This window comes from Allobosea sp. 05L423 (assembly GCF_056397745.1).
Genome location: NZ_JBFTOA010000005.1, coordinates 223,091 through 245,721, shown reverse-complemented (window position 1 = coordinate 245,721; position 22,631 = coordinate 223,091). Strand labels below are relative to the sequence as shown.

Sequence of the window (22,631 nt, the reverse complement as noted above, 5' to 3'; positions counted from 1 at the left end):
TTATTCGAGGAGCCTCAGCCTTGTTGGCCGCCGAATTCCGCTCTCCGTCTTGCCTTGCGGGCACGGCTGTGCCGAGGGTCGAGCCCGAGGCGAATCATTCCAGGGGGCAGGGCGGCACCACCATGGCAGCACGCGTGGCGCAAACGCCGTTCCAAAACCTCACGCGCGTTCTGGTCACATGCTTGCTCTGGCTTGCGTTGGCCATGGCGGCGGCAATGCCCTCCCTTGCCCAGACGACGGCAGCGCCAGCCGAACCCGGCAGTCCCCGGGCGCGCCTCGATGCGATCCGCACCGAGCTCGCGCAGATCGAGACGACCCTCGCATCTCCGGAGGCGAGCGATACGGAACTGCAGAGGCAGCGCGTCCGCCTGCAGCCCTCGCTCGACCAGCTGCGCGTCATCATCGACGAGCAGACGCCGCGTGTCGACCAGGCCAAGCTCCGGCTCGACCAGCTCGGTGCGAAGCCCGACGCCAATGCGCCGCCCGAGAGCGCCGAGATTACGCGTGATCGCGAGGCCCGCGCCAAGGCCTATGCCGACGCCGACGAGATCCTGAAGATCGCCAAGGCCTCGCTGTTGCAGGCGGAGCAGCTGCAGAGCGCGATCGGCGACAAGCGCCGCGAGATTTTCGCCAAGACGCTCTTTGCCGCCGGACCTTCCGTTGCCAACCCCGAAGTCTGGGGCAACGCCATCGCCACGGCGCCGGAGGATCTGCGGGCCTCCGGCTATATCTTCGGCGGCTGGCTGGAAGGCGTGAGCGATGCCTTCTCCGGCACGCGAGGCGGCGTGGTCGCGCTCGCTTTTCTCGGTGCCATCCTGCTCTATGTCGCCAGGGCGCGCTATCTGCCGCGCTTCAAGGCGCGTTTCAGCAACACGCAGGACACCGGTAACCTGCACTGCCTCTATATCGCGCTGGCCCATATCGTCGCGGGTGCCGCGCCGCCGGTGCTGGCGAGCTGGCTGATCTACAAGGCGCTGAGCACGACCGGGCTCTTGCCGCCGCGCATCCAGCCGGTGATCTGGGCCGTGGTCGTCGGCCTTGCCTTCTTCGCCTTCGTCCAGGCCCTGGCCGACGCCCTGTTCGCGCCGTCCAGCCCGCAGCGGCGCATGATCAGCGTGATGGACCCCACGGCGCGCAGCGCCGTCTGGATCGCCTCTTCGCTGGCGCTCGTGATGTCGGTCGGCAAGGTCTTCGAAGCCTGGCTGCAGGCGATCGCGGCCGGCCTCGCGATCTCGATCATCGTCAAGGCGCTCTTCGCCATTCTCTTCGCGCTGACGCTGATCGCCGGGCTCTACCAGATCCGCGACGACGACGAGGTCGAGCAGGAGGCGTGTCTCGGCCCCTATGTGCCGGTGGATGGAGCGAGTCTCGGCCCGGTCCGAATCCTCGGCTGGGTTATGGGCTTCCTCATCATCGCCTCGGCACTTAGCGGCTATGTCGTCTTCGCCGCCTTTCTGGCCGAGCAGACGCTCTGGATCGGCATCGTCGCCTGCCTGTTCCTGCTGGCCTTCCAGTTCATCGATCTCGGTGTTCCGCGTCTCCTGACCGGCAAGGGCCGCTTTGCCCTCACGCTCAAGGCTGGAATGGGACTGCGCAGCACCACCCTGGACAAGGTGGCCGTGATCGGTGTCGGCGCGCTGAAGCTGCTGCTGATCGCCGTCACGGTCCTCATGGTGCTTGCGCCCTGGGGCCTGGAATCGACCGATTTCCTGGTTTCGCTGCGGGCTGCCTTCTTCGGGTTCCAGGTCGGCGGCGTCACGATCTCGCTCTCGACCATCGTTGTCTTCGCCTTCGTCTTCGGGCTCGGCCTCGCCGCGACGCGGGCGCTGCAGCGGTGGCTCGACAACCAGTTCCTGCCGACGACTGCACTCGATCCTGGCCTGCGCAACTCGATCAGCACAGCGGCGGGCTATGTCGGCTATATCGGCGCAGTGGCGATCGCGGTTTCGGCGGTGGGCCTGAGCCTCGAGCGTCTGACGCTGGTCGCTTCGGCCCTGTCCGTCGGTATCGGTTTCGGCCTGCAGTCGGTGGTGTCGAATTTTGTCTCGGGGCTCATCCTGCTCTGGGAGCGGCCGATCCGCGTCGGCGATCAGGTGCTGGTCGGCGACATCGAAGGCATCGTCAAACGCATCAACGTCCGCTCGACCGAAATCGCGACCTTCGACCGCTCGACGGTGATCGTCCCGAACTCGAACCTGATTTCCGGCGTGGTGCGCAACCGCGTCCGCAACGATCGGACCGGCCGTGTGCTGATTGCGCTCTCGGTCCCGCGCTCCCTGGAGGCCGGGCAGGTCCGGGCCATGCTGTCCGAAGTGGCCGCGAACCATGGCGACGTGATGCAGAAGCCGCCGCCGGTCGTGCAGTTCAAGAAGCTCGGCACCACGACGATGGATTTCGAATTGGTCTGCGTGGTGGGCGATGTCGAGATCGTCGGACGTGTGACCAGCGATCTCAATTTCGCCATCCACAAGCGCCTCGCCGAGATGGAGCCGGTTGCCGAAACGCCGCAGCTGATCGTGCGTGGGCTGGAAGGCGTCGAGCACTCCCTCGACAGCATCGCTACGGCAGTCGGGCGGGGAGATGCAGGCGGGCGGGCGAAGCGGGCGGCTACGAAGCCGGCCGCGTCTGCCGCTGCTCGCCGTTCCCGCAAGCCGGTCGAGGCTGACGAGACCGAGGAGGCCGCCGAAGCGGCGAAGCCCGCACCGCTCCCGGCGCTCGAGCCCGCCAAAGAAGACAGCAAGGAATGATCGGATGCCCAGCTTTTTGCGCCGCGCCGCGGGTTCGCGCGCGATGACCTGCCCGGCTGCGCTGGTCGGCGCGCTCGCCCTTCTCGGTGTCGCGGGCTGCACCGAGCCGCAGCGCCAGGGCCAGCCCGCCTTTTATCGCGATCTCGGCTCGGCCTCGGCCCAGGTCGATGCCGAGCAGGCGCGGGCGATGATCTCGGCCTATCGCCTCAATGCCGGGCTCGGCACGCTGACGCTCGACCCGGCGCTGGTCGAGGCCGCGCAGCGCGAGGCCGCGGCGATGGCGGCGTCCGACAAGCCGGTGCAGGCCGATGCGGTCAAGGCGCGGCTTGCCAAGGAAGGCCAGCCGGGGGCTGAGGCCAATCTCTCCGCCGGCTACCGGCGCCTTGCCGAGGCCTTCTCCGGCTGGCGGGATTCGCCCCAGCATGACCGCGTCATGAAGGATGCCAGGGCCAAGCGCATGGGCATCGCGACCGCCTATGCACCGGGCTCGAAATATCAGGTCTACTGGGCGCTGATCGTCGCGCCGTGAGGGCGTGCGGCCGAGGCTCTCGCGCTCCCGCCATGGGCTGTCAGCGGCCGCGAGCTGCGCCCCTTACGGCGCGGCGCGGACGGGGCTAGCCTGCGGGTCATGCCTCCGCGACCCCGCAAGCCCCATTCTCTGACGACCGAACAGGCCCGGCGCATCTGGCTCCACGCCCAGCGCCTCGACACGCGCGAGCCCTTCGGGGCCGGGCCTGCCGCGGCGCGGAAGGCGGTCGAGCAACTCGGCTATGTGCAGATCGACACGATCAACGTGATCGAGCGCTGCCACCATCACATTCTCTATGCCCGCATCCCCGGCTATCGCCGGGCCGACCTCGCCCATCTGCAAGCGGCCGAGAAGAGCGTCTTCGAATACTGGACGCATGCGCTGTCATATGTGCCGACCCGCGACATCCGCTATTTCCTGCCCGAGATGAAGGCGCATCGCGAGGAGCCGAAGCGCTGGTCGGCGGTCGGCGCCCGCGAGGAGACGCGCAAGCTCCTGCGCCGCATCCGCAGGGACGGGGCGCTGACGATCCGCGACATCGAGGAGGAGTTGATCGAGAAGGCGCATCTCTGGGCCAGCAAGAAGCCGTCCAAGGGTCTGCTGGAACGCGCCTTCTACGATGGCGAACTTGCGATCGCGGCGCGCGCGGGCATGCTCAAGACCTATGAGCTGTTCGACCGGCACTTCCAGTGGGAGAAGAAGCCGACACCCGCGAGCGAGCGGCAGGTCACGGCCTACAAGCTCGACCGGGCGCTGCGCGCGCAGGGGCTCGTCAGCCTCGATTCCGCCTGCCATCTCGATGCGCCGAGCAAGAAGGCGGTGGCGGAGCTGATCGCCGCCCGCGCCAAGCGCAAGGAACTGGTCGAGGTCGCGGTGGAGGGGGCCGGCAAGACGCAGCATTGGGCGACGCCGGCATCGCTGGAGCTGTTGCAAGCACCGGAGGAGACGCTGATCCACATCCTCTCGCCCTTCGATCCGCTGATGATCCAACGCAAGCGGGCGAAGCTCTTCTTCGATTACGCCCATATCTTCGAGGCCTATCTGCCGAAGGAGAAGCGCGTCTACGGCTATTTCGGCCTCCCGGTGCTGGCGGGGGACCGGATCGTCGCGGTGCTCGACCTCAAGACAGACCGGGCCGCCGGCAAGCTGCTGTTGCAGCAATGGAGCTGGCTCGACGGCCATGAGGCACCGCCACTCAAGGCGGCGATCGAGGAGGAGCTGCAGCGCTTCGAGCGCTTCCAGCTCGGGCGGGGCGAAGCCGAGCTGGAGCCGCTGCCCGAGATCACAAAAATGTCGGCTTGATCGGCGCTGTTGCGCTCTTCAGGGGCGAAGGGCGCGAAACGAGCCGATGGCAGCGAAATTCCGGACCGGTGCCTTCGTGCCGCTGCAGGATGCGGCCTGAGCCGTGCCGGCCGCGAGCCGTACGCGCTGGGCGATGCCCGATCCCGGCCTGCCGGTCGCATCGCTCATCCATGCGGCGCTGCTGGCCTGGCTCGCTTCCGTCGCCATCCAGCAGTTTGACGAGATGCCGGCCTTCGTCGAGCAGAGCGTCGATGTCGAGCTGCAGACGCCCGAGCAGTTCGAGGCGATGATCCGCCCGCCGCCACCGCCGCCACTCGCGCCGCCGGCCGAGTCCGCTCCTGTGCCGGAGCCGGCACCGCCGCCCTCCGTGCCAACCGCGCCGATACCCGCGCAACCCCCGGTTTCTGCCGAGCCGGACGGGCTCGTCCGGCCGCGGCGCCTGCTGTCGCAGCAGGTTCTCGCCGATCCGCGCAGCCGCGAGACATTGGCGATGCTGCCGCGCCTGGCACCGGATGAGCGCGTCGAGCAGCTCTGCGGGCTGGAGGCGATGGGCCAGATCCATGCCTGGCAGCGCAGCTACGAACCCGACCGGGTCACCGCCTACGCCACGGCCGACATCCGCTATGCCGGCCATATCCTGCAGGCGGAGGGCGCTGCCTTCCGCAGCCGGCGGCGCTGGTATGGGCTGCGTTTCGAATGCACGATTTCCGTCGATCTCAAGCGGGTGACGGCCTTCGCCTTCCAGGTCGGGGACCCCATACCGCAGGCCCGCTGGCAGACGCTCGGCCTGCCGGCCGTGCATTGAGCGGGTGACTTGGAGCATGCTGATTTGACGGCGTTGTTCCGTCAAATCCCGGTAGGCTCTAGGCGCCCAGCAGATCGATCAGCGACGGGATCAGCGGTTCGTCGGCCGGGGGCATGGCGAGGTCGCGCAGCTTGCCGGGGCGGACCCATTTCAGCGCCTGCCCTTCGCCGGAGATCACCGTTCCCTCCCAGCGCCGGCAGATATAGAGCGGCATCAGCAGATGGAACTCGGGATAGGCGTAGCTGGCGAAGGTCAGCGGCGCGAGGCAATCCTCCTTCACGGTGATGCCGAGTTCTTCCTGAAGCTCGCGGATGAGCGCCGGCTCGGGCCGCTCGCCGGTTTCGAGCTTGCCGCCCGGGAATTCCCAGAGCCCGGCCAGCGCCTTGCCTTCCGGACGCTGGGTGACGAGCACGCGGTTGTCGGCATCGATCAGGGCGCAGGCGACGACGAGGAGCAGCTTCAAGGGGACGTGACTCAGTTGCCGGAAAGGATGACCTGGACGGGCTCGGTTTCCTTGCCCGTCACCGTGACGCTGTCATAGACCAAGCCGCCCTCCCGCGTGAAGGCGTTCTCATCGCCCCAGATGACCTGGGTGGTGATGAGATAGCTGCCGGGCGCGACCTTGTCGAAGGCGAAGCGGCCATTGGACTCGGCCTTGGTCGTGCGCGTGTATTCGGCATAGTCGGGGTCGACCACGTCACTGGCCGGAAAGTTGCGGTACGGGACAAATTTGCCGTTGCCGTACAAATTGGCGAAGCGCTCGCGGGCGAAGCCGGTGGCCGGGATGAGGCGCACGACCTGGCCGGCTGCATTGACCACCACGCCGCTCGGCTTGGTGCGGAAGGCGTGGCCGACGATGACGCCGGTTCCCGGTTTCTTGATGTAGGCGGCCTCCTCGGCGGAAAAGGCCACCGTTGCCGGTTTGCGCTCGACGCAACCGGCCATGACGGCGCCGGCCAGAATGGCCGCCGCGATAGTCTCGATCCTCATATGGCCCCCACCCTGCGCGGCGCCGTCGTGACGAGGAAGACGCCGGCCAGGATGATGCAACCGCCGAGGATTTGATGCAACCCCAGGTTTTCATGGAGGACGACCACGCCGAGGATAACGGCTACCGTCGGCACGAGATACCCGGTCATCGCGGCCCGCGTCGGCCCTGCCGCCCGGATCAGCCGCATGAAGACGGTGACCGGGATCGCGGTGGCGAAGATGCCGAGCGCCAGCATCGCCGGCAGATGGTCGCCGAGCGGCAGGAAGGCCGCAGGACCGAGCACAGCGAGCGTCAGCGTCGTGGCGATGGTGCCGGAAAACATCTGCTGGCCCAATGCCAGCCGGGCGGGATCGCCCGTCGCGGCCGGCACGGTGCGGACATAAAGGTTGGCGGTGGCGTAGCTCAGCGTTGCGCCGATCATGGCGAGCACGCTGAGCGCGGTGCCGCCGCCCTCGAACAGGCGCGGGCCGATCAGCAGGGCAACGCCGGCCATGCCGAGGAGGATGCCGCCGAAGCGACGCGGGCTCAGCCGCTCCTCGGAGAAGATGAGATGGGCCGCAAGCGCGGTGACGAGCGGCCCCGCCGCCTGGATCATCGCTGCCGGCCCGCTGGCGAGCTGGACCAGCGCGTAGCCGACGAGCACGTTCGGCAGCCAGCCATTGGTGGTGCCGAGCACGATCCAGGGCAGGATCTCGGCGCGCCGTGGCAGCGGGCTGCGGCCGCGCCCCAGGCTCCAGAGCGACAGCACGGCGGTGCCCAGCAGGCCCCGGCTGGCGGCGATCGCCAGCGCCGAAACCTCCCCGCTCATCAGCTTGATGAACAGGTAGCTCGACCCCCAGAGCAGGGAGCAGATGAGCAGGTTGACGGCGATGAAGCTGCGGCTGGGCTCCTGCGACGGCGCGCCCTCAGGAGCGATAGTCGCCATTGATCTCGACATAGGCCTTGGTCAGGTCGCAGGTCCAGACCGTGGCCTTGCCGCGTCCGATGCCGAGATCGGCGGTGATGACGATGTTATCGCCCTTCATGTAGTCGGAGACCGCGACCTCGTCATAGGACGGAGCACGCGCACCCTGCTTGGCCACGACGATGTCGCCGAACCCGATGTCGAGCCTGTCGCGGTCGGCCGGCTCGCCGGCCTTGCCGACGGCCATGACGACGCGGCCCCAGTTGGCGTCCTCGCCGGCGACGGCGGTCTTGACCAGCGGCGAATTGGCGATCGAGAGCGCGACGCGCTTGGCTGAGCGGGCGGAAGCCGCGCCGGTAACCCGCACCTCGACGAATTTGCGGGCGCCTTCGCCGTCCTTGCAGACGAGATGGGCGAGCTCGAGCAGGATCGAGTTCAGCGCCCGCTTGAAGCCGGAGAGTCTGAGGTCGTTGACCTCGGTGATCGCGGGGACGCCGCGCTCGGCCGCCTTGCCGGTGGCGAAGAGCATCAGCGTGTCCGAGGTCGACGTGTCGCTGTCGACGGTCACCGCGTTGAACGAGCCCTTCACACCCTTGGAGAGCAGGGCCTGCAGCACGGGCGCAGCGATCGGGGCATCGGTGAAGACGAAGGAGAGCATCGTCGCCATATCCGGCGCGATCATGCCGGCGCCCTTGGCGATGCCGGCGATCACGACCTCCTTGCCGTCGATCTTCGCCTTGCGGGTCAGCGCCTTCGGGAAGGTGTCGGTGGTCATGATCGCCTTGGCGGCGTCGATCCAGGGACCGTCGGCGGCGCGTTTGGCGCAATCGTCGAGCACACCCTTGAACTTGGTCGCGTCGAGCGGCTCGCCGATCACACCGGTCGAGGCGATGAACACCTCCTGCGGCTTGCACCCTGCCGCCTTGGCCGCGATCTCGGCCGTCAGCTTGACGGAATCACGGCCCTTCACGCCGGTGAAAGCATTGGCATTGCCGGAATTGACGACGACGGCGCGGGCGGAGCCTTGGCTCAGATTATCGCGGCACCAGTCGACCGGAGCCGACGGGCATTTCGAGCGTGTGAAAACGCCGGCGACCTGCGTGCCCGCATCGAGCAGCGCGAACCAGACATCGGTGCGGCCCTTGTAGCGGATGCCGGCCTCGGCGGTGGCGAAGCGCACGCCCGGAACCGGCGGGACCTTGGGCTGGCGCTTCGGCGCGAGCGGGGAAACGGGGACATCCTTGCCGGCCATCGGAGCTCCTCCTGCGGAGCACTGCTCGAAGACCGGCGAATCGTTCGCTCGCCGGGCAGTGCGTCTCGTTCGAGAGTCCCTCTGCCGCAGGCCGGTGACGAAAACAAGAAGGGCGGCCGCAAGGGCCGCCCGCGAAATTGAGGGTCTGCGTCATGCGCGGGCTCGACCCGAGCATCCCTCGCCGGAGATTCTCGGGTCTGCGCCACGCTTCGCCCGAAAATGACGAGGCTGGATCAGTTCTTCTTCGGCGCGGCCGGGGCAGCCGGAGCGGCGGGCGCAGGAGCTGCCGGAGCGGCCGGCTTGTCGAGGCGCTCGATCTTGGCCTTCTCGCGCAGCGCCACCACAAGGTCCTGCTGGGCCTTGCGCTCGAGGTACTGGTCGATCTGCGGCTTCACCGCGGCGAAGTCCGGCAGCGGCTTGGTGCGCTTGTCCTCCAGCTTGATGATGTGCCAGCCGAACTGGCTCTTCACCGGTTCCGAGACCTCGCCCTTCTTCAGCTTGAAGGCGGCCTCGGCGAATTCCGGAACCATGCGGTCCTTGGTGAACCAGCCGAGATCGCCGCCCTCCTTGCCCGAGCCCGGATCCTTCGAAACGTCGGCGGCGACCTTGGCGAAATCCTCGCCCTTCTTCAGTCGCTCGACCACGGCCTTGGCCTGGGCCTCGTCCTCGACGAGGATGTGGCGGGCATGAGCCTCTTCCTCGGGCGTCATCGCCTTGGTGGTTTCGTCAAAGAGCTTCTTGGCGGCGTCGGCGGTGACGGCCTTCTTGCCCTCGCGGGTCAGGTACTCGTCGAGCAGCACCTTCTCGCGGTAATAGGCGAGGCGGGCCGTGAAGTCCGGCGAATCCGTGATCTTGGCATCGGCCGCCGCCTTGGCGCCGAGCTTGAGGTCGACGAGGTAGTTGATGACCTCGTCGCGCTTGCGGTCCTCGGGGAGCTGGGCAAGGCGCTCGCCGAGATCCTCGCTGGCGAGCTGGATGTCCTTCTCGGTGATCGCGATGCCGTCGACCTTGGCAACGACCTTGTCGGCCTGCGCGAAGGCCGGTCCCGCCAGCAGCGCGAAGCCGAGGACGGCGATGAAACGGGCTGAGTTCATGAGTGACGGCCTTTCGTCGGAAAACCCGAGACGCTTTGGCGGCTGCACTGCCAGTTGAACGCGGCAAAGGCAAGGCGGTTCAAGCGATTGCGGAGGTCGATCACGCAGCTTTGCGCCACCCGGCCGAGGGGCATGGTGCCGCGACGTCGCGCGATCTCAGGGTTCCGCCCTTGGAAGCGGCCGGGAAAAACCCCACATCCACACCCGAATTCACTTGCCGTTTCGCTGCCGATTGGACGAAACGCACGCTGGACCCTGCCCGCGCACGCGTCTAAACACGCGGTCGCATTCGAGAATACCGGGCCTCCGACCCGAGCGCGGACCAGACCGCGCGGCCGGGGGCCCAAGCATCACCTGAAAGGCCCAACATGCTTGGCGCGCTCGCAAAGAAACTCTTCGGCTCGTCGAATGACCGCCGCGTCAAGGGCTACCAGCCCCGCGTCGCTGCAATCAATGCCCTCGAGAACGAGCTGTCGGCGCTGAGCGACGAGGCGCTGAAGGCGCGCACCGACGAGTTCAGGCAGCAGCTCGCCAACGGGGCCAAGCTCGACGACCTGCTCGTTCCGGCTTTTGCCACGGTGCGCGAAGCCGCCAAGCGCGTGCTCGGCCAGCGCCCCTACGATGTGCAGCTCATCGGCGGCATGGTGCTGCACGAGGGTGCGATCGCCGAGATGAAGACGGGCGAAGGCAAGACGCTGGTCGCGACCCTGCCGACCTATCTCAACGCGCTCGAGGGCAAGGGCGTCCACGTCGTCACCGTCAACGACTACCTCGCCCGGCGCGACGCCGAGTGGATGGCGAAGCTCTACAACTTCCTCGGCCTCACGGTCGGCATCATCGTGCACGGCCTCGACGACGAGGAACGCCAGCGCGCCTATGCCTGCGACATCACCTACGGCACGAACAACGAGTTCGGCTTCGATTATCTGCGCGACAACATGAAGTACGACGTCGCGCAGATGAGCCAGCGCGGCCACCACTTCTCCATCGTCGACGAGGTCGACTCAATCCTGGTCGACGAAGCTCGCACGCCGCTGATCATCTCCGGCCCGCTCGACGACAAGTCCGATCTCTATGTCGCGATCGACAAGGTGCTGCCGGGGCTCGTCGCCGGTGATTACGAGGTCGACGAGAAGCAGCGCACGGTTGCGCTGACCGAGGCCGGCAACGAGCATATCGAGGAGCTGCTGCGCGAGGCGGGCCTGCTGACCGAGGGCGATCTCTACGACGCTCACAACGTCACGCTCGTCCACCACGTCAACCAGGCGCTGCGCGCCCACACGCTCTTCACCCGCGACAAGGACTACATCGTCCGTGGCGACGAGGTCGTCATCATCGACGAGTTCACCGGCCGTATGATGCCGGGCCGGCGCTATTCGGAAGGCCTGCACCAGGCGCTGGAGGCCAAGGAGAACGTCACCGTCCAGCCCGAGAACGCGACGCTGGCCTCGATCACCTTCCAGAACTATTTCCGCCTCTACAAGAAGCTCGCCGGCATGACCGGAACGGCGGCGACCGAGGCCGACGAGTTCTTCCAGATCTACAAGCTCGAGGTCGTCGAGATTCCGACCAACGTCCCGGTCGCCCGCAAGGACGAGGATGACGAGGTCTACCGCACCTTCGAGGAGAAGGTCCGCGCCATCATCCGCGAGATCCAGGCGGCGCAGGCCAACGGCCAGCCGATCCTGGTCGGCACCACCTCGATCGAGCGCTCCGAGCTCGTCGCCGACATGCTGGAGAAGGCGGGCTACAAGCTGCTCGACTTCACCGACCCGACGGCGCTGGAGCCTGTCTACCAGGCGGCGCGCGAGGGCAAGACCACCAAGGCCTTCGCCGTGCTGAACGCCCGCTTCCACGAGCAGGAGGCCTATATCGTCGCCCAGGCCGGCGTGCCCGGCGCGATCACCATCGCCACCAACATGGCCGGCCGCGGCACCGACATCCAGCTCGGCGGCAATGCCGAGATGCGGATCAACCACGACCTCGCCGGCATGGAGCCGGGCCCGGAGCGCGACGCCAAGGCGGCGGCGATCCGCGTCGAGGTCGCCGAGTTCAAGCAGCGCGTGCTCAAGTCCGGCGGCCTCTACATCGTCGGCACCGAGCGCCATGAGAGCCGGCGCATCGACAACCAGCTGCGTGGCCGCGCCGGCCGCCAGGGCGATCCCGGTCGCTCGAAGTTCTTCCTGTCGCTGCAGGACGACCTGATGCGCATCTTCGGCTCCGACCGGATGGACGGCATGCTGACGAAGCTCGGCCTCAAGGAGGACGAGGCGATCGTCCATCCCTGGATCAACAAGGCGGTCGAGAAGGCGCAGGGCAAGGTCGAGGCACGCAACTTCGACATCCGCAAGAACATCCTGAAGTACGACGACGTCATGAACGACCAGCGCAAGGTCGTGTTCGAGCAGCGCCGCGACTTCATGCGCCAAGCCAGCGTGCGCGAGACGATCGACGACATGCGCCACGGTGTGGTCGAGGATGTCGTCGCCCGCCACATCCCGGAGGAGGCCTATCCCGAGCAGTGGGATACCGCCGGCCTCAAGCAGGAGGTGATCCAGTATCTCAACCTCGACCTGCCGGTCGAGGACTGGGCGAAGGAAGAGGGCATCGCCGACAGCGAGATCCGCGAGCGCATCCGCAAGCTCGCCGACGAGGACTATGCCGGCCGCATCGAGCGCAACAGCGACGAGGTCATGACCTATGTCGAGAAGCAGGTGCTGCTGCAGTCCCTCGACCATCTCTGGCGCGAGCATCTGGTTACGCTCGACCATCTCAGACAGGTCATCGGCTGGCGCGGCCTCGCCCAGCGCGACCCGCTGCAGGAGTACAAGCAGGAGGCGTTCGAACTGTTCGACGGGCTGATCGGCCAGCTTCGGCAGCAGGTCACCGGCCATCTCTCGCGCGTCGAGGTCCGCTTCGAGCAGCCGGAAGACGAGCAGGCACCGCTGCTGGCGCAGGATGGCGCCGGTTCGGGCTTCGGCGGCGGTGACTATGGCGGCGGCAGTGTGCAGTTCGCCGCTGTCGATGCCGATACGGAGGTGCTGGACCGCAACCCGGCCGATCCTGCGACCTGGGGCAAGGTCGGCCGCAACGAGCCCTGCCCCTGCGGCTCCGGCAAGAAGTTCAAGCACTGCCACGGCCAGTTCGCCTGAGGCCGCCACTCCCGCTCACGCTCTTCGCGCCCGGCCTTGTGCCGGGCGCGCTGCGTTTCGGGGCGTGCGCGGGAGATCGCGGCGACCTGCCGTCGGTCAGAGCGAGGAGCCGAGCTCCCGCTGCCCGGCCGCGCGCGGCCGCAGGCCGAGCCAGGCCGGGCGCGCGAACAGGAAGGCCAGGGGCGTGCCCCTGACAAGCCGGTGCATCAGCAGCGGCACGGCGACGGAGATCGCCGTCAGCAGCAGCGCGGCGACGCCGGGATCGAGCGGGATGCCCGAGCGCAGCAGCACGGTCCGGCCGATCACCATCGGCAGGAAGAAGGCGAGGTAGATCGGCAGGGAGTTGCGCCCGCAATAGTCGAGCCAGGGCAGGCGCCCGGCCAGCAGCACCGCGCTGAGCAGGATCCCGGCGACGCCTGCGACACCCAGCAGCAGATGCACGCCCAGTGGTGCCATCTCTACGTCGTGGCCGAGGAAGGGCGTGGCCAGGGCGCTGACGGCGAACCAGCCGGCCCAGAACAGAAAGGTCTTGCCACTATGGTCCGCGGCCCGGTCGGCGGCGGCGCGGATCTCGGCCGAGAACACGGCGCCGGCGAGGAAAAAGACGAAATAGGCGGTGAACTGGTCGGGCACCATCCAGCCGGTGCTCAGCGGTGCCATCGCCAGCAGCGCGGCCATCATCAGCGCGACGCGGCGGCAGCGCCACACCGCCTTGGCGACGACGAAGAAGATGGCGAGCAGATAGATGAACCAGAGCACGCCGAAGGGGTCGACGAGGCCCAGCGCATAGTTCTGCACGAAGCCCGAGAGGCCTGCCTCACCCCAGGGCGGGGAGCGCATCAACGTGTTGATGCTGAACCAGAGCAGATAGAAATAGGCGAGCGGCACGATCTTGCGATCGTCGAAGGCGCTCCAGCCGAGGCCGACGAGGCGCGGCACGAACAGCCCCGAGAGCAGGAACAGGCCGGGCATGCGGAACTGTTTCGCCCAGGCGATCAGCGGATCGATCCAGCTCTCCTGCCCCGTGGCGCCTTCGAGCCCGCCGGCCACATGCATCAGCACGACCAGGATGATGCAGATGCCCTTGCCCGTATCGACCCAGCCGATGCGGCCGCCGGCCGGGCGCTGGGGCGATGCAGTCGTTTCAGCCATGATGCCGGTTCCTCCAACCGGAGCCTCGCACGGCCGGCTTAGCAGGGGGTTATGATTGCGTCCGGATAGGATCGGGTGCCGTTAAGCTTTCGGCAAGGGCGCGCGCGGCTTCGCGCCCTGCCTTGTCCCGAGCGGCCATGGCTTGCGCGGGCCGGCCGCATCGGTTTGAGATCATCAAGGTTTCGTGGGGATGAGGCTCACTGCTCCTTCTCATAGGCGGCATATTGCTCCGCCGACATGCCCGGCAGTTTCTGCACGAAGGCGACGACGGCCCGCAGCTCGTCGTCGCTGTGGGACTCCGCGAAGGCCGGCATGCCTGTCATCCGAACACCGTTCTTGACGATCCAGAAGATCTCGGCGGCGCTCCAGCGCTGGATCGTGTCCGGCAGGAACGGCGGCTCTGGATTGAGGCCCTTGCCGATATCGACCGGGTCTTTCCCGGGGCCGCCGTGGCAGTAAACGCAGGTCTCGTTGTAGAGACGGAACCCGCGGGCAATGTCCGCGGACGGTGCCGGCGCCGGCACCCTGGCCGCCTGGCGGGCCACCGATTGACGCATGGCGGTCTGCAGCAGGAAGAACACCGGAGCGCTGTGCGGCTCGCTGGCGGCAATATTGACGACGCCGCTGAAGACAACTGCGAGTCCGGCGATGGCCAGGGCGATGAAGGCTGTGATGAAACCGGCGATGAATCGCATGGCGCCCTCCCGCGCGGGATGCGGCCCGGCCATCGCTTCGTGCCGGGCAACCGTTATGCTCAGGCCGGTTGATGCTACCCGATGTCCGCCACCAGGGCGAGCATGACGTTCGCGGTCGCCCCGTCCGATGGCGAAGGCCAGCCAGCGCAAGGCAGCTCCTGACCACGCCCGCAGCTTGCATCCGCTCGCGGCAACCGCCAGTTTGGGCGTCGTCGGAGGCCGGGCCGGCGTCGTCGGCGCCGCAAGGGGTGTGGGATGGAACTGTCGGGCTACAATATCGCCGTCATCGTCGTCGTGGCGCTGGTCGTCCTGACGATCGCGCGCGGCGTCCGCACAGTCCCGCAGGGCTACAACTACACCGTCGAGCGTTTCGGCCGCTATTCGCGCACGCTGAGCGCGGGCCTTGGCCTGATCGTGCCCTATATCGACCGCATCGGGCACAAGGTGAACGTCATGGAGCAGGTGCTCGACATTCCCTCGCAGGAAGCGATCACCAAGGACAATGCCGGCGTTCGCATCGATGCCGCCGCCTTCTTCCAGGTGCTCGACGCTGCCAAGGCCTGCTACGAGGTCTCGTCGCTCAATGATGCGCTGATGGTCCTGACCATGACCAATATCCGCACCGTGGTCGGCTCGATGGACCTCGACCAGCTCCTGTCGCATCGCGACGAGATCAACGAGCGGCTGCTGCGCGTCATGGACGCCGCCGCCTCGCCCTGGGGCGTCAAAGTGACCCGTATCGAAATCCGGGACATCCTGCCGCCGGCCGATATCGCCGGCGCGATGAACCGGCAGATGAAGGCGGAGCGCGAGAAGCGGGCCGCCGTGCTGGAGGCCGAAGGCCTGCGACAAGCCGAAATCCTCAAGGCCGAGGGCCAGAAGCAGTCGCAGATCCTCGCCGCCGAGGGCCGCAAGGAGGCGGCCCTGCGCGATGCTGAGGCGCGCGAAAGGCTGGCGCAAGCCGAGGCGGCCGCGACCGCCATGGTCTCGGAGGCGATCGGCCGCGGCGACATCCAGGCCGCCAACTTCCTGATCGCCGAGCGTTACACCGATGCGCTGAAGGCGATCGCCTCGAGCCAGAACAGCAAGGTGGTGATCGTACCGATCGAGGCCGCCGCGCTCGCCGGCACGGTCGGCGGCATCGCCCAGCTCACCAAGGCCGTCTTCGGCGAGGAGGCGGTGGCCGAGCGCCGCGGCTCCGGCTCGGTGCCGGCTTCGGGCCGGACGGGCGTCTGAGGTGGTCATGCCGGACTGGCTAATGACACATAGCGGCTGGCTCTGGGCGATCCTCGGCCTGCTGCTGATCGGCGGGGAGATGCTGGCACCCGGCGTCTTCCTGATCTGGCTCGGCGTGGCCGCGCTGGTCACCGGCGCGGTGGTCGGCGTCCTCGGTTTCGGCTGGCAGGCGGCCTGCATCGTTTTCGCGATCCTCGCCGTCGCCTGCGTCGCCGCGGGGCGGTTGCTGACGCGCCGCCGGAGCGAGGAACCGGACGCCGCGACCGGGCTCAACGATCGCGGCCGCCAGCTGATCGGCAAGGTCTTCAGGCTGGAGGCGACGATGACCGGCGGCGAGGGTCGCATCCGCGTCGGCGATTCCTCCTGGCGCGTGATCGGGCCGGAGTTTCTGGCGGGCACGGAGATCAAGGTGGTGCGGGTCGAGGGCGCGACGCTGGTGGTCGAGAAGGCGTGAGTCTGCCACGCGTTTTCGCCGCGGACCTGCACGGAAAGCGTTTCCCTCGCGCGCCATGAGGACTATAGCAACCGCTCCTTCACGAGCGCAGCCACCATGACCAGCCTCAGCGAACGCCTTTCCCTTCCGAAGGACCGCATCAAGGTCCTGCTGCTGGAAGGTATCAACGATTCCGCCGTCGAACTGCTGGAGCAGGCCGGCTACTCCAATCTGGAGCGGCTGCCCAAGGCGCTCGACCGCGAGGCGCTGCTCAAGGCGATCCAGGGCGTGCATGTGCTCGGCATCCGCTCGCGCACGCATCTCACTCCGGAGATCTTCGCCGCTGCCGACCGGCTCTTTGCCGTTGGATGCTTCTCGGTCGGCACCAATCAGGTGGATCTCGAGGCGGCGCGCCAGCAGGGCGTGCCGGTCTTCAACGCGCCGTTCTCCAACACCCGCAGCGTCGCGGAGCTCACCATCGGCGAGATCGTGATGCTACTCCGGCGCATTCCGGACCGCTCGCGCTCGGCTCATGATGGCGGCTGGGACAAGTCGGCCAACGGCTCCTTCGAGGTGCGCGGCAAGACGCTCGGCATCGTCGGCTACGGCAATATCGGCAGCCAGCTCTCGACGCTCGCCGAGGCTATGGGCATGCGCGTGATCTACTACGATCACACCGATAGGCTGCGCCACGGCAACACCGAGCCGACGAAGAGCCTGAACGCCCTGCTCGCTGCAGCCGACATCGTTTCGCTGCATGTGCCGGAGACGCTGCAGACGGCCGGCATGATCGGCGCCGCCCAGGTCGCCAAGATGAAGAAGGGCGCCTACCTCATCAACAACTCGCGCGGCACCGTCGTCGATCTCGACGCGGTCGCGGCGGCGCTGAACAGCGGTCATCTGGCAGGTGCCGCGGTCGATGTCTTCCCGGTCGAACCCGCCTCCAACGCGGAACGCTTCGTCTCACCACTGCAGGGCTGCGCCAACGTGATCCTGACGCCGCATATCGGCGGTTCGACCGAGGAAGCGCAGGAGCGCATCGGCGCAGAGGTTGCGCGCAAGCTCGTCGACTATTCCGATGTCGGCTCGACGGTCGGCGCGGTGAACTTTCCGCAGGTGCAGATTCCGGTCCGCGCTGTGGGCACGCGCTTCATTCATGTCCAGCGCAACGTGCCGGGCATGCTGCGGCGCCTCAACGACGTCTTCGCGAACCGGCAGGTCAACATTGCCGCGCAGAACTACCATACCGACGGCGAGGTCGGTTATGTCGTCATCGAGGCCGACAAGGTTTCGATCACAGAGGCGCGGGACATCCTGCGCGAGATCCGTGCCCTCGACGGCACGATCCGCGCTCGGCTGCTCTATCAGCGCGACTGACGCGCCGGGGAAAGCATCTCAGTCGCGCCCCCCCGGTTTGGTCGGCGTTTCCACCGCGACGGGGTCACTGGCGGGGAAGGTGTCCCTCAGCGCCCGGTCGAGCTCAGCGTCCTTGCCGTGCTCGCGCTCGGCCTTGCGCTGTTCCTTCTGCTCCTTGCGCAGGCTTTCCTTGGCCGGATTGGCTGTTGTGTTCATGGTTTCTCCTTCGGCGCGGATGGCTTTGAAGATCAACGCCGCAGGGCGATGGGCGTTCCGCCAGAACGCCAGCGCAGGCGCGCCATGACGAAGCGGGCCTGCCTCTGGACCGGAGCGCGCAGCCTTCCCATCTGGTGAAGCTCAGCCTTCCCGCCGGCGGTCGTCCGGTGCCAGCCAGCAGGGCCGCCATGGTCGCGATCTCCGTCCTCGATCTCGTTCCCGTCGTCGAAGGGGAGGGGCCGCGCCAGGCGCTGCTCAAGTCGATCGATCTGGCGCGTCACGCCGAGAAGCTCGGCTACAGCCGCTACTGGGTGGCCGAGCACCACAACATGGTCGGCATCGCGAGCGCGGCGACCTCGGTCGTCATCGGCCAGCTCGCGGCGGCGACCAGCACGATGCGGATCGGCGCCGGCGGCATCATGCTGCCGAACCATGCGCCCCTCGTCATCGCCGAGCAGTTCGGTACGCTGGAGGCGCTCTTCCCCGGCCGCATCGATCTCGGTCTCGGCCGCGCGCCCGGTACCGACCAGCTCACGCTCAGGGCGCTGCGGCGCAGCCCGATGTCTTCCGACAGCTTCCCGCGGGACGTACTCGAGCTGCAGGCGCTGTTCGCGCCGGCCGGTTCCAACCAGGCGATCCGCGCCGTGCCGGGGGAGGGGCTGAACGTCCCGCTCTGGATCCTCGGTTCCAGCCTGTTCGGCGCGCAGCTCGCCGCCGAGCTCGGCCTGCCCTATTCCTTTGCTTCGCATTTCGCGCCGGATGCGCTGCTGCAGGCGCTCGCCATCTATCGCGAGCGCTTCAAGCCGTCGGAGCAGCTTGCGGCGTCCTATGCCATGCCGGGCATCAATGTCGTCGCCGCAGAGACCGATGAGGAGGCGCGCCATCTCGCGACCTCGCTGCAGCAGCGCTTCGTCGGCATGGTCCGCGGCGCGCGCGGCAAGCTGCAGCCGCCGATCGACGATATCGAGCAGTACTGGTCGCCGGCGGAGAAGGCGCATGTCTCGCAGATGCTGCGCTATGCCTTCATCGGCTCGCCGGAGACGCTGAAGCGTTCGCTCGGCGCCTTCATCCGCGAGACCGGCGCCGATGAGATCATGATCACCGCGCCGATCTTCGACCATGAGAAGCGCAAGCGCTCCTTCGAGCTGGTGGCCGGAATCGCGGCCGATCTCGGCGCGGTTCGGGGCGCAGCCTGAGAACGGCAGGCCTGCCGAACGCACCGTCATGCTGCGCGATGTTGCGCAGCATGACGGCCGCGACAGTCATTGCGATAGCAAAGCATTTGCAATAATAATGCAAATGAGAGTGATTATCGTATAGGCGAATTTGCAAATTCGCTCGTTCGCGGTATCTCCGTGACATGATCGAAGTGGACCGGCGCGTTGCCGTTTTCGAAAGCCAGCTCAAGGGGGCCGGGCTGCGCATGACGCAGCAGCGGCGGCTGATCCTGCGCGTGTTGGCGGAGGCGGATGATCACCCCGATGCGAAGGGCATTTTCACCCGTGCCTTCGCCCTCGATCCGACGCTCTCGCTCTCGACCGTCTACCGCACGATGAAGGTGCTGGAGTCGCAAGGGGCGATCGAACGCCACGCTTTCGAGGACGGCGTCTCGCGCTACGAGCATGCCGGCCAGGAGCATCACGACCATCTGATCGACATCGATTCCGGCGAGGTGATCGAATTCTCCTCGGACGCGATCGAGGAGCTGCAGCGGCGTATCGCCGCCGAGCTCGGCTATGAGCTCGTACGGCACCGGCTGGAGCTTTATGGCCGCAAGAAGCAACCGGCCAAGACGCCGGCGGTGCGCAAGAGCCGCAAGCAGAGCTGACGCGCAGCGGCCTCGGCCGATGCTTTTAGCCGTCGATGATGTCGTCGTATTCGCGATGCTTCGCGATCCAGCCCTTGAGGAACTCGCAGCGGACCACCGCCTTGCGTCCGCTCGCCCGGATCAGATCGAAGACGCCCTTCGCGAGCCGCGAGCCGATGCCCTGCCCGGCGAACTGCTCGGGCACCTCGGTATGGATCAGCACGAGCCGGTTGCCGTCCTGCCGGTAGGCGACGATGGCCGTGCCGCCGTCGAGCGACAGCTCGAACCGGTTCTGTTCGGGATTCTCGACGACGTCCATGGTCGGCTCCTCCAGATCAGCCTTGCGCTTCGGAGCGCCAGGGGTAGCTCCAGGTTTCGGTGAGCGCTTTGCCGCCGCTCCTCAGGAAGGCCCGCATCTCGGCCAGCTGGCCAGGCTCGACCACCACGTCGATGAAGGCGCGGAAACCCTTGGTCTTCTGGTTCGGCACAATGAAGGCGCGGTCGATCCGGCCATAGGCGATCGATGGCACGATCTCGACCTTTTCCGGCTGCTTGACGTGATAATCGAGGTCGCCGCCGGCGAAATCGACAATGAAGCGCCGGGCGCCCTCCGTCACAGGCTCGCCCGAACCCAGCGCCTTCGGCTTGGCCTGGTAGGTGTTGATCACCCGGCCGCCCGGATGCAGATCGCTGGAATCGAGCATGGCGGTGAGCTTGTAGGCGAAGGAGAATTCGCGGCCGGGTTCGAGCGGTGTCTTCGGCGCCCAGAGCGCAACGATATTGTCGTTGGTCTCGTCCGCGGTCGCCATCTCGATCAGCTCGACGACGCCTTCGCCCCAGTCGCCCTGCGGCTCGATCCAGTAGGACGGGCGCAGCTCATAGGCGAGGTCGAGATCCTGATAATGCTCGAAGGTGCGGTCGCGCTGCATCAGGCCGAAGCCGCGGACATTGCGCTCGACGAAGGAGGAGACGGCCTGCTGCTTGGGATTGCGCAGCGGGCGCCAGATCCATTCGCCGCTGCCGGAATGGATCATCAGCCCGTCGGAATCGTGCAGTTCGCTGCGGAAGTCGTCGAAGAAGCGGCGGTCGTTCTCCCCCGTGAAGAACATCGAGGTCAGCGGCGCGAGTCCGAGCTTCTCGATCGGCACGCGCGGATAAAGTGTTGCCGCGACATCGATCACCGTGTCGAGATCGGGATAGATGGTGAAGCGGAAGGCGCCGGTCACCGAGGGGGAATCGAGCAGCGTGTGGATGATGACGCGCTCGGCATCGGCGGCAGGCTGCTCGATCCAGAATTCACGGAAGATCGGGAACTCTTCGCTCGCGGTGCCCGCGCCGATCGACAGCCCGCGTGCCGAGAGGCCGTAGCGCTGGCCGCGGCCGAGCACGCGGAAATAGCTCGCGCCGATGAAAGAGATCAGCTCGTCGAAGACGCGGGGGTCGTTGAGAGGAAAGTGCAGGCGGAAGCCGGCGAAGCCGAGATTGACCGGCAAAGGCTTGTCGAACTTGACCTTGCCGTAATCGAACAGGTTGGCGGCATAGGGCACAGGGGTCGGCACGCCGTCGCGCACCACGTTCACCGTGACCGGCCGGGTGAACAGAAAGCCCGGATGGAACATCTGCATGCGGAAGGGCGAGCCGTTCTGCGCCAGCAGCGCCCGCTCCGGCCGGAAGCGGATGTCGCGCCAGGAATCGTAGTCGAGCTTCGCCAGCGCTTCGGGCAGGCTCGCGCTCGGCTCATAGGCGACGGCAGCGATCTCGCGTGCCCGGCGCTGCACGTCCTCGAAGCTGAAGCGCGGCTGCGGCGCCGCGTTCTGAGGAGGCGGCGTCTGCGGCTGACCTTGCGGCGGCGGTGTCTGAGGCCGCGGCTGCTGCGCCAAAAGGACGGAGGGCGCTGCCGAGAGGCAGAGCGCGGCTGAGAGTCCGCCCAAAACCCGGCGGCGATCTGTCGTGGTCATGCGTGGTCCGTCTTCCCCGTCGCGTCGGCTGCGCAAAATAGGCGGCAGCCGAGACTTAAGGCCATCAAATAGGGCCGGTCTAGGGCATCCGCCATTGACAGGAGATGAAGATATCGCAACCTTCGCGACCGGCCGGATGCGGCCAGCCGCTCGCGCCCTAAAGGGCAAGGTGAACGCATCCCTCAAGCCCCTGTCCTGATCCCGATCGACTCGTGGACGGATATCGGCAAGGCGAGCCCCGATCCCACCGTCCGCAGCGAGAAGGATCACGACGATGCGTAGCTTCCGCGATGCGAAGCTGATGGCGAAAAGCCTGCGCGAGACCATGGTCGCCAGGCAGGTGCCGCTTTCCCATTCCGAAGCGCTGGAAATCGTGGCGCGCCAGTTCGGCTATGACGACTGGAACGTGCTGGCGGCAAAGATCGGCGAGGCTGCGCCCGATGTGTCGGCCGCGGCGACGGATGAAGCGGTGCGCCTGCAGATGGGGATTCCCGTCCTCAGGATCTTCGACGAGGCCAAGGCGAAGCAATTCTATCTCGACTTCCTCGGCTTCTCGATGGACTGGGACCATCGCTTCGGGCCGGACATGCCGCTCTATATGCAGGTGTCGCGCTCCGGGCTGCAGCTCCATCTCTCGGAGCATCACGGCGACGCGAGCCCCGGCTCGACCGTCTTCGTCTGGATGCAGGGCGTCGACGCCTATCGCGCCGAGCTGATCGGCAAGCGCTATTCCTATTCGCGGCCGGGCATTCAGGAGGACGGGCCGGGTGGCCGGACGCTTGAAGTGCCGGACCCGTTCGGCAACCGGATCCGCTTCTGCGAGAAGCGCGACTAACCCATAGCCAGCGAAGCGGTTTCGGCCGTGAACCCGCTCTGGCCCGGGTGCGGATCGGCCCTGCAAAAAAATGCGGCTCCGGGCTCACAAAACACTTGTAGTCGGGAGTCGCGGTCCGTATATCGCCTTCACCCAATTCGCACGTGCCTGTGGCCGCGTGCTGGTCG

General features: G+C 67.1%; 20 protein-coding genes and 2 pseudogenes. 12 read left to right on the top strand and 10 right to left on the bottom strand.

The features are described from left to right. Positions 1-215: 215 nt before the first annotated feature. The 4 genes from AC1DNE_RS15450 (at position 216) to AC1DNE_RS15435 (ending at position 5,383) form a co-directional block, all read left to right on the top strand. Positions 216-2,747, top strand: coding sequence for a DUF3772 domain-containing protein (locus tag AC1DNE_RS15450; protein ID WP_441469392.1), 2,532 nt, complete (start codon positions 216-218; stop codon positions 2,745-2,747). Positions 2,748-2,751: 4 nt separating this feature from the next. Then, on the top strand, positions 2,752-3,276 hold the full coding sequence (locus tag AC1DNE_RS15445) for a CAP domain-containing protein (protein WP_441469391.1): 525 nt from the start codon (positions 2,752-2,754) through the stop codon (positions 3,274-3,276). A 99-nt stretch (positions 3,277-3,375) separates the two neighbouring features. Further along, positions 3,376-4,578, top strand: coding sequence for a winged helix-turn-helix domain-containing protein (locus AC1DNE_RS15440; RefSeq protein ID WP_441469390.1), 1,203 nt, complete (start codon positions 3,376-3,378; stop codon positions 4,576-4,578). A gap of 103 nt (positions 4,579-4,681) precedes the next feature. After that, positions 4,682-5,383: a DUF930 domain-containing protein gene (locus AC1DNE_RS15435; RefSeq protein ID WP_441469389.1), complete on the top strand. Its 702-nt coding sequence runs from the start codon at positions 4,682-4,684 to the stop codon at positions 5,381-5,383. Positions 5,384-5,441: 58 nt separating this feature from the next. Here AC1DNE_RS15435 and mutT read toward each other — a convergent pair whose 3' ends face one another. The 5 genes from mutT to AC1DNE_RS15410 all read right to left on the bottom strand — a co-directional run bounded on the left by mutT (position 5,442) and on the right by AC1DNE_RS15410 (position 9,624). Beyond that, complete coding sequence (gene mutT / locus AC1DNE_RS15430) at positions 5,442-5,846, bottom strand: 8-oxo-dGTP diphosphatase MutT (RefSeq protein ID WP_441469388.1); 405 nt, start codon at positions 5,844-5,846, stop codon at positions 5,442-5,444. 11 nt (positions 5,847-5,857) lie between these two features. Beyond that, positions 5,858-6,373 carry a peptidase associated/transthyretin-like domain-containing protein gene (locus AC1DNE_RS15425; protein WP_476767178.1) on the bottom strand — a complete coding sequence of 172 codons (516 nt, stop codon included), beginning with the start codon at positions 6,371-6,373 and terminating at the stop codon, positions 5,858-5,860. Beyond that, the gene (locus AC1DNE_RS15420; protein ID WP_441469386.1) at positions 6,370-7,299 is read right to left on the bottom strand and encodes a DMT family transporter; all 930 of its coding nucleotides are present in this window, start codon (positions 7,297-7,299) and stop codon (positions 6,370-6,372) included. The genes AC1DNE_RS15425 and AC1DNE_RS15420 overlap by 4 nt, the downstream gene beginning before the upstream one ends. Beyond that, positions 7,280-8,530, bottom strand: coding sequence for a bifunctional glutamate N-acetyltransferase/amino-acid acetyltransferase ArgJ (gene argJ, locus AC1DNE_RS15415; protein WP_441469385.1), 1,251 nt, complete (start codon positions 8,528-8,530; stop codon positions 7,280-7,282). Before argJ ends, AC1DNE_RS15420 begins: the two co-directional genes overlap by 20 nt. A 233-nt stretch (positions 8,531-8,763) precedes the next feature. Further along, on the bottom strand, positions 8,764-9,624 hold the full coding sequence (locus AC1DNE_RS15410; RefSeq protein ID WP_441469384.1) for a peptidylprolyl isomerase: 861 nt from the start codon (positions 9,622-9,624) through the stop codon (positions 8,764-8,766). Positions 9,625-9,992: 368 nt separating this feature from the next. On the opposite strand from AC1DNE_RS15410, the pseudogene secA reads away from it, so the two are divergent. Both secA and AC1DNE_RS15400 read left to right on the top strand, forming a co-directional pair. Continuing rightward, positions 9,993-12,534 (top strand): annotated as a pseudogene (gene secA, locus AC1DNE_RS15405) (preprotein translocase subunit SecA); the annotation flags it as partial. Positions 12,535-12,581: 47 nt separating this feature from the next. Then, a pseudogene (locus tag AC1DNE_RS15400) lies at positions 12,582-12,776 on the top strand (SEC-C metal-binding domain-containing protein); the annotation flags it as partial. A 96-nt stretch (positions 12,777-12,872) separates the two neighbouring features. Here the strand turns inward: AC1DNE_RS15400 and AC1DNE_RS15395 are convergent. Together AC1DNE_RS15395 and AC1DNE_RS15390 are read right to left on the bottom strand one after the other, a co-directional pair. Next, positions 12,873-13,928, bottom strand: a complete 1,056-nt coding sequence (locus AC1DNE_RS15395; RefSeq protein ID WP_441469383.1) for an acyltransferase family protein — start codon at positions 13,926-13,928, stop codon at positions 12,873-12,875. 197 nt (positions 13,929-14,125) lie between these two features. Next, positions 14,126-14,623: a c-type cytochrome gene (locus AC1DNE_RS15390; protein WP_441469382.1), complete on the bottom strand. Its 498-nt coding sequence runs from the start codon at positions 14,621-14,623 to the stop codon at positions 14,126-14,128. 255 nt (positions 14,624-14,878) lie between these two features. Here AC1DNE_RS15390 and AC1DNE_RS15385 point away from each other — a divergent pair, with 255 nt between their 5' ends. The 3 genes from AC1DNE_RS15385 to serA all read left to right on the top strand — a co-directional run bounded on the left by AC1DNE_RS15385 (position 14,879) and on the right by serA (position 17,669). Then, positions 14,879-15,859 (top strand): SPFH domain-containing protein, encoded by a 981-nt coding sequence (locus tag AC1DNE_RS15385; RefSeq protein WP_441469381.1) that lies wholly within the window; start codon positions 14,879-14,881, stop codon positions 15,857-15,859. Between the two features lie 7 nt (positions 15,860-15,866). Further along, positions 15,867-16,313, top strand: coding sequence for an NfeD family protein (locus tag AC1DNE_RS15380; RefSeq protein WP_441469380.1), 447 nt, complete (start codon positions 15,867-15,869; stop codon positions 16,311-16,313). Between the two features lie 96 nt (positions 16,314-16,409). After that, positions 16,410-17,669 carry a phosphoglycerate dehydrogenase gene (gene serA, locus AC1DNE_RS15375; RefSeq protein WP_476767276.1) on the top strand — a complete coding sequence of 420 codons (1,260 nt, stop codon included), beginning with the start codon at positions 16,410-16,412 and terminating at the stop codon, positions 17,667-17,669. An 18-nt stretch (positions 17,670-17,687) separates the two neighbouring features. On the opposite strand, the gene AC1DNE_RS15370 is transcribed toward serA, so the two are convergent. Next, positions 17,688-17,864, bottom strand: a complete 177-nt coding sequence (locus AC1DNE_RS15370; RefSeq protein ID WP_441469378.1) for a hypothetical protein — start codon at positions 17,862-17,864, stop codon at positions 17,688-17,690. A gap of 188 nt (positions 17,865-18,052) precedes the next feature. On the opposite strand from AC1DNE_RS15370, the gene AC1DNE_RS15365 reads away from it, so the two are divergent. Together AC1DNE_RS15365 and AC1DNE_RS15360 are read left to right on the top strand one after the other, a co-directional pair. Further along, on the top strand, positions 18,053-19,060 hold the full coding sequence (locus tag AC1DNE_RS15365) for an LLM class flavin-dependent oxidoreductase (RefSeq protein ID WP_476767277.1): 1,008 nt from the start codon (positions 18,053-18,055) through the stop codon (positions 19,058-19,060). 164 nt (positions 19,061-19,224) lie between these two features. Continuing rightward, entirely contained in the window at positions 19,225-19,692 is a 468-nt protein-coding gene (locus tag AC1DNE_RS15360; RefSeq protein ID WP_441469376.1) for a Fur family transcriptional regulator, read from the top strand. A gap of 25 nt (positions 19,693-19,717) precedes the next feature. Here the strand turns inward: AC1DNE_RS15360 and AC1DNE_RS15355 are convergent, their stop codons facing one another. Both AC1DNE_RS15355 and AC1DNE_RS15350 read right to left on the bottom strand, forming a co-directional pair. Beyond that, the gene (locus AC1DNE_RS15355; protein ID WP_476767278.1) at positions 19,718-19,990 is read right to left on the bottom strand and encodes a GNAT family N-acetyltransferase; all 273 of its coding nucleotides are present in this window, start codon (positions 19,988-19,990) and stop codon (positions 19,718-19,720) included. A gap of 16 nt (positions 19,991-20,006) precedes the next feature. Beyond that, on the bottom strand, positions 20,007-21,629 hold the full coding sequence (locus AC1DNE_RS15350) for an OpgD/OpgG family glucan biosynthesis protein (RefSeq protein ID WP_441469374.1): 1,623 nt from the start codon (positions 21,627-21,629) through the stop codon (positions 20,007-20,009). A 274-nt stretch (positions 21,630-21,903) separates the two neighbouring features. Between AC1DNE_RS15350 and AC1DNE_RS15345 the strand changes: the two genes are divergently transcribed. Further along, positions 21,904-22,464 (top strand): glyoxalase superfamily protein, encoded by a 561-nt coding sequence (locus AC1DNE_RS15345; RefSeq protein ID WP_441469373.1) that lies wholly within the window; start codon positions 21,904-21,906, stop codon positions 22,462-22,464. Positions 22,465-22,631: the final 167 nt, after the last annotated feature.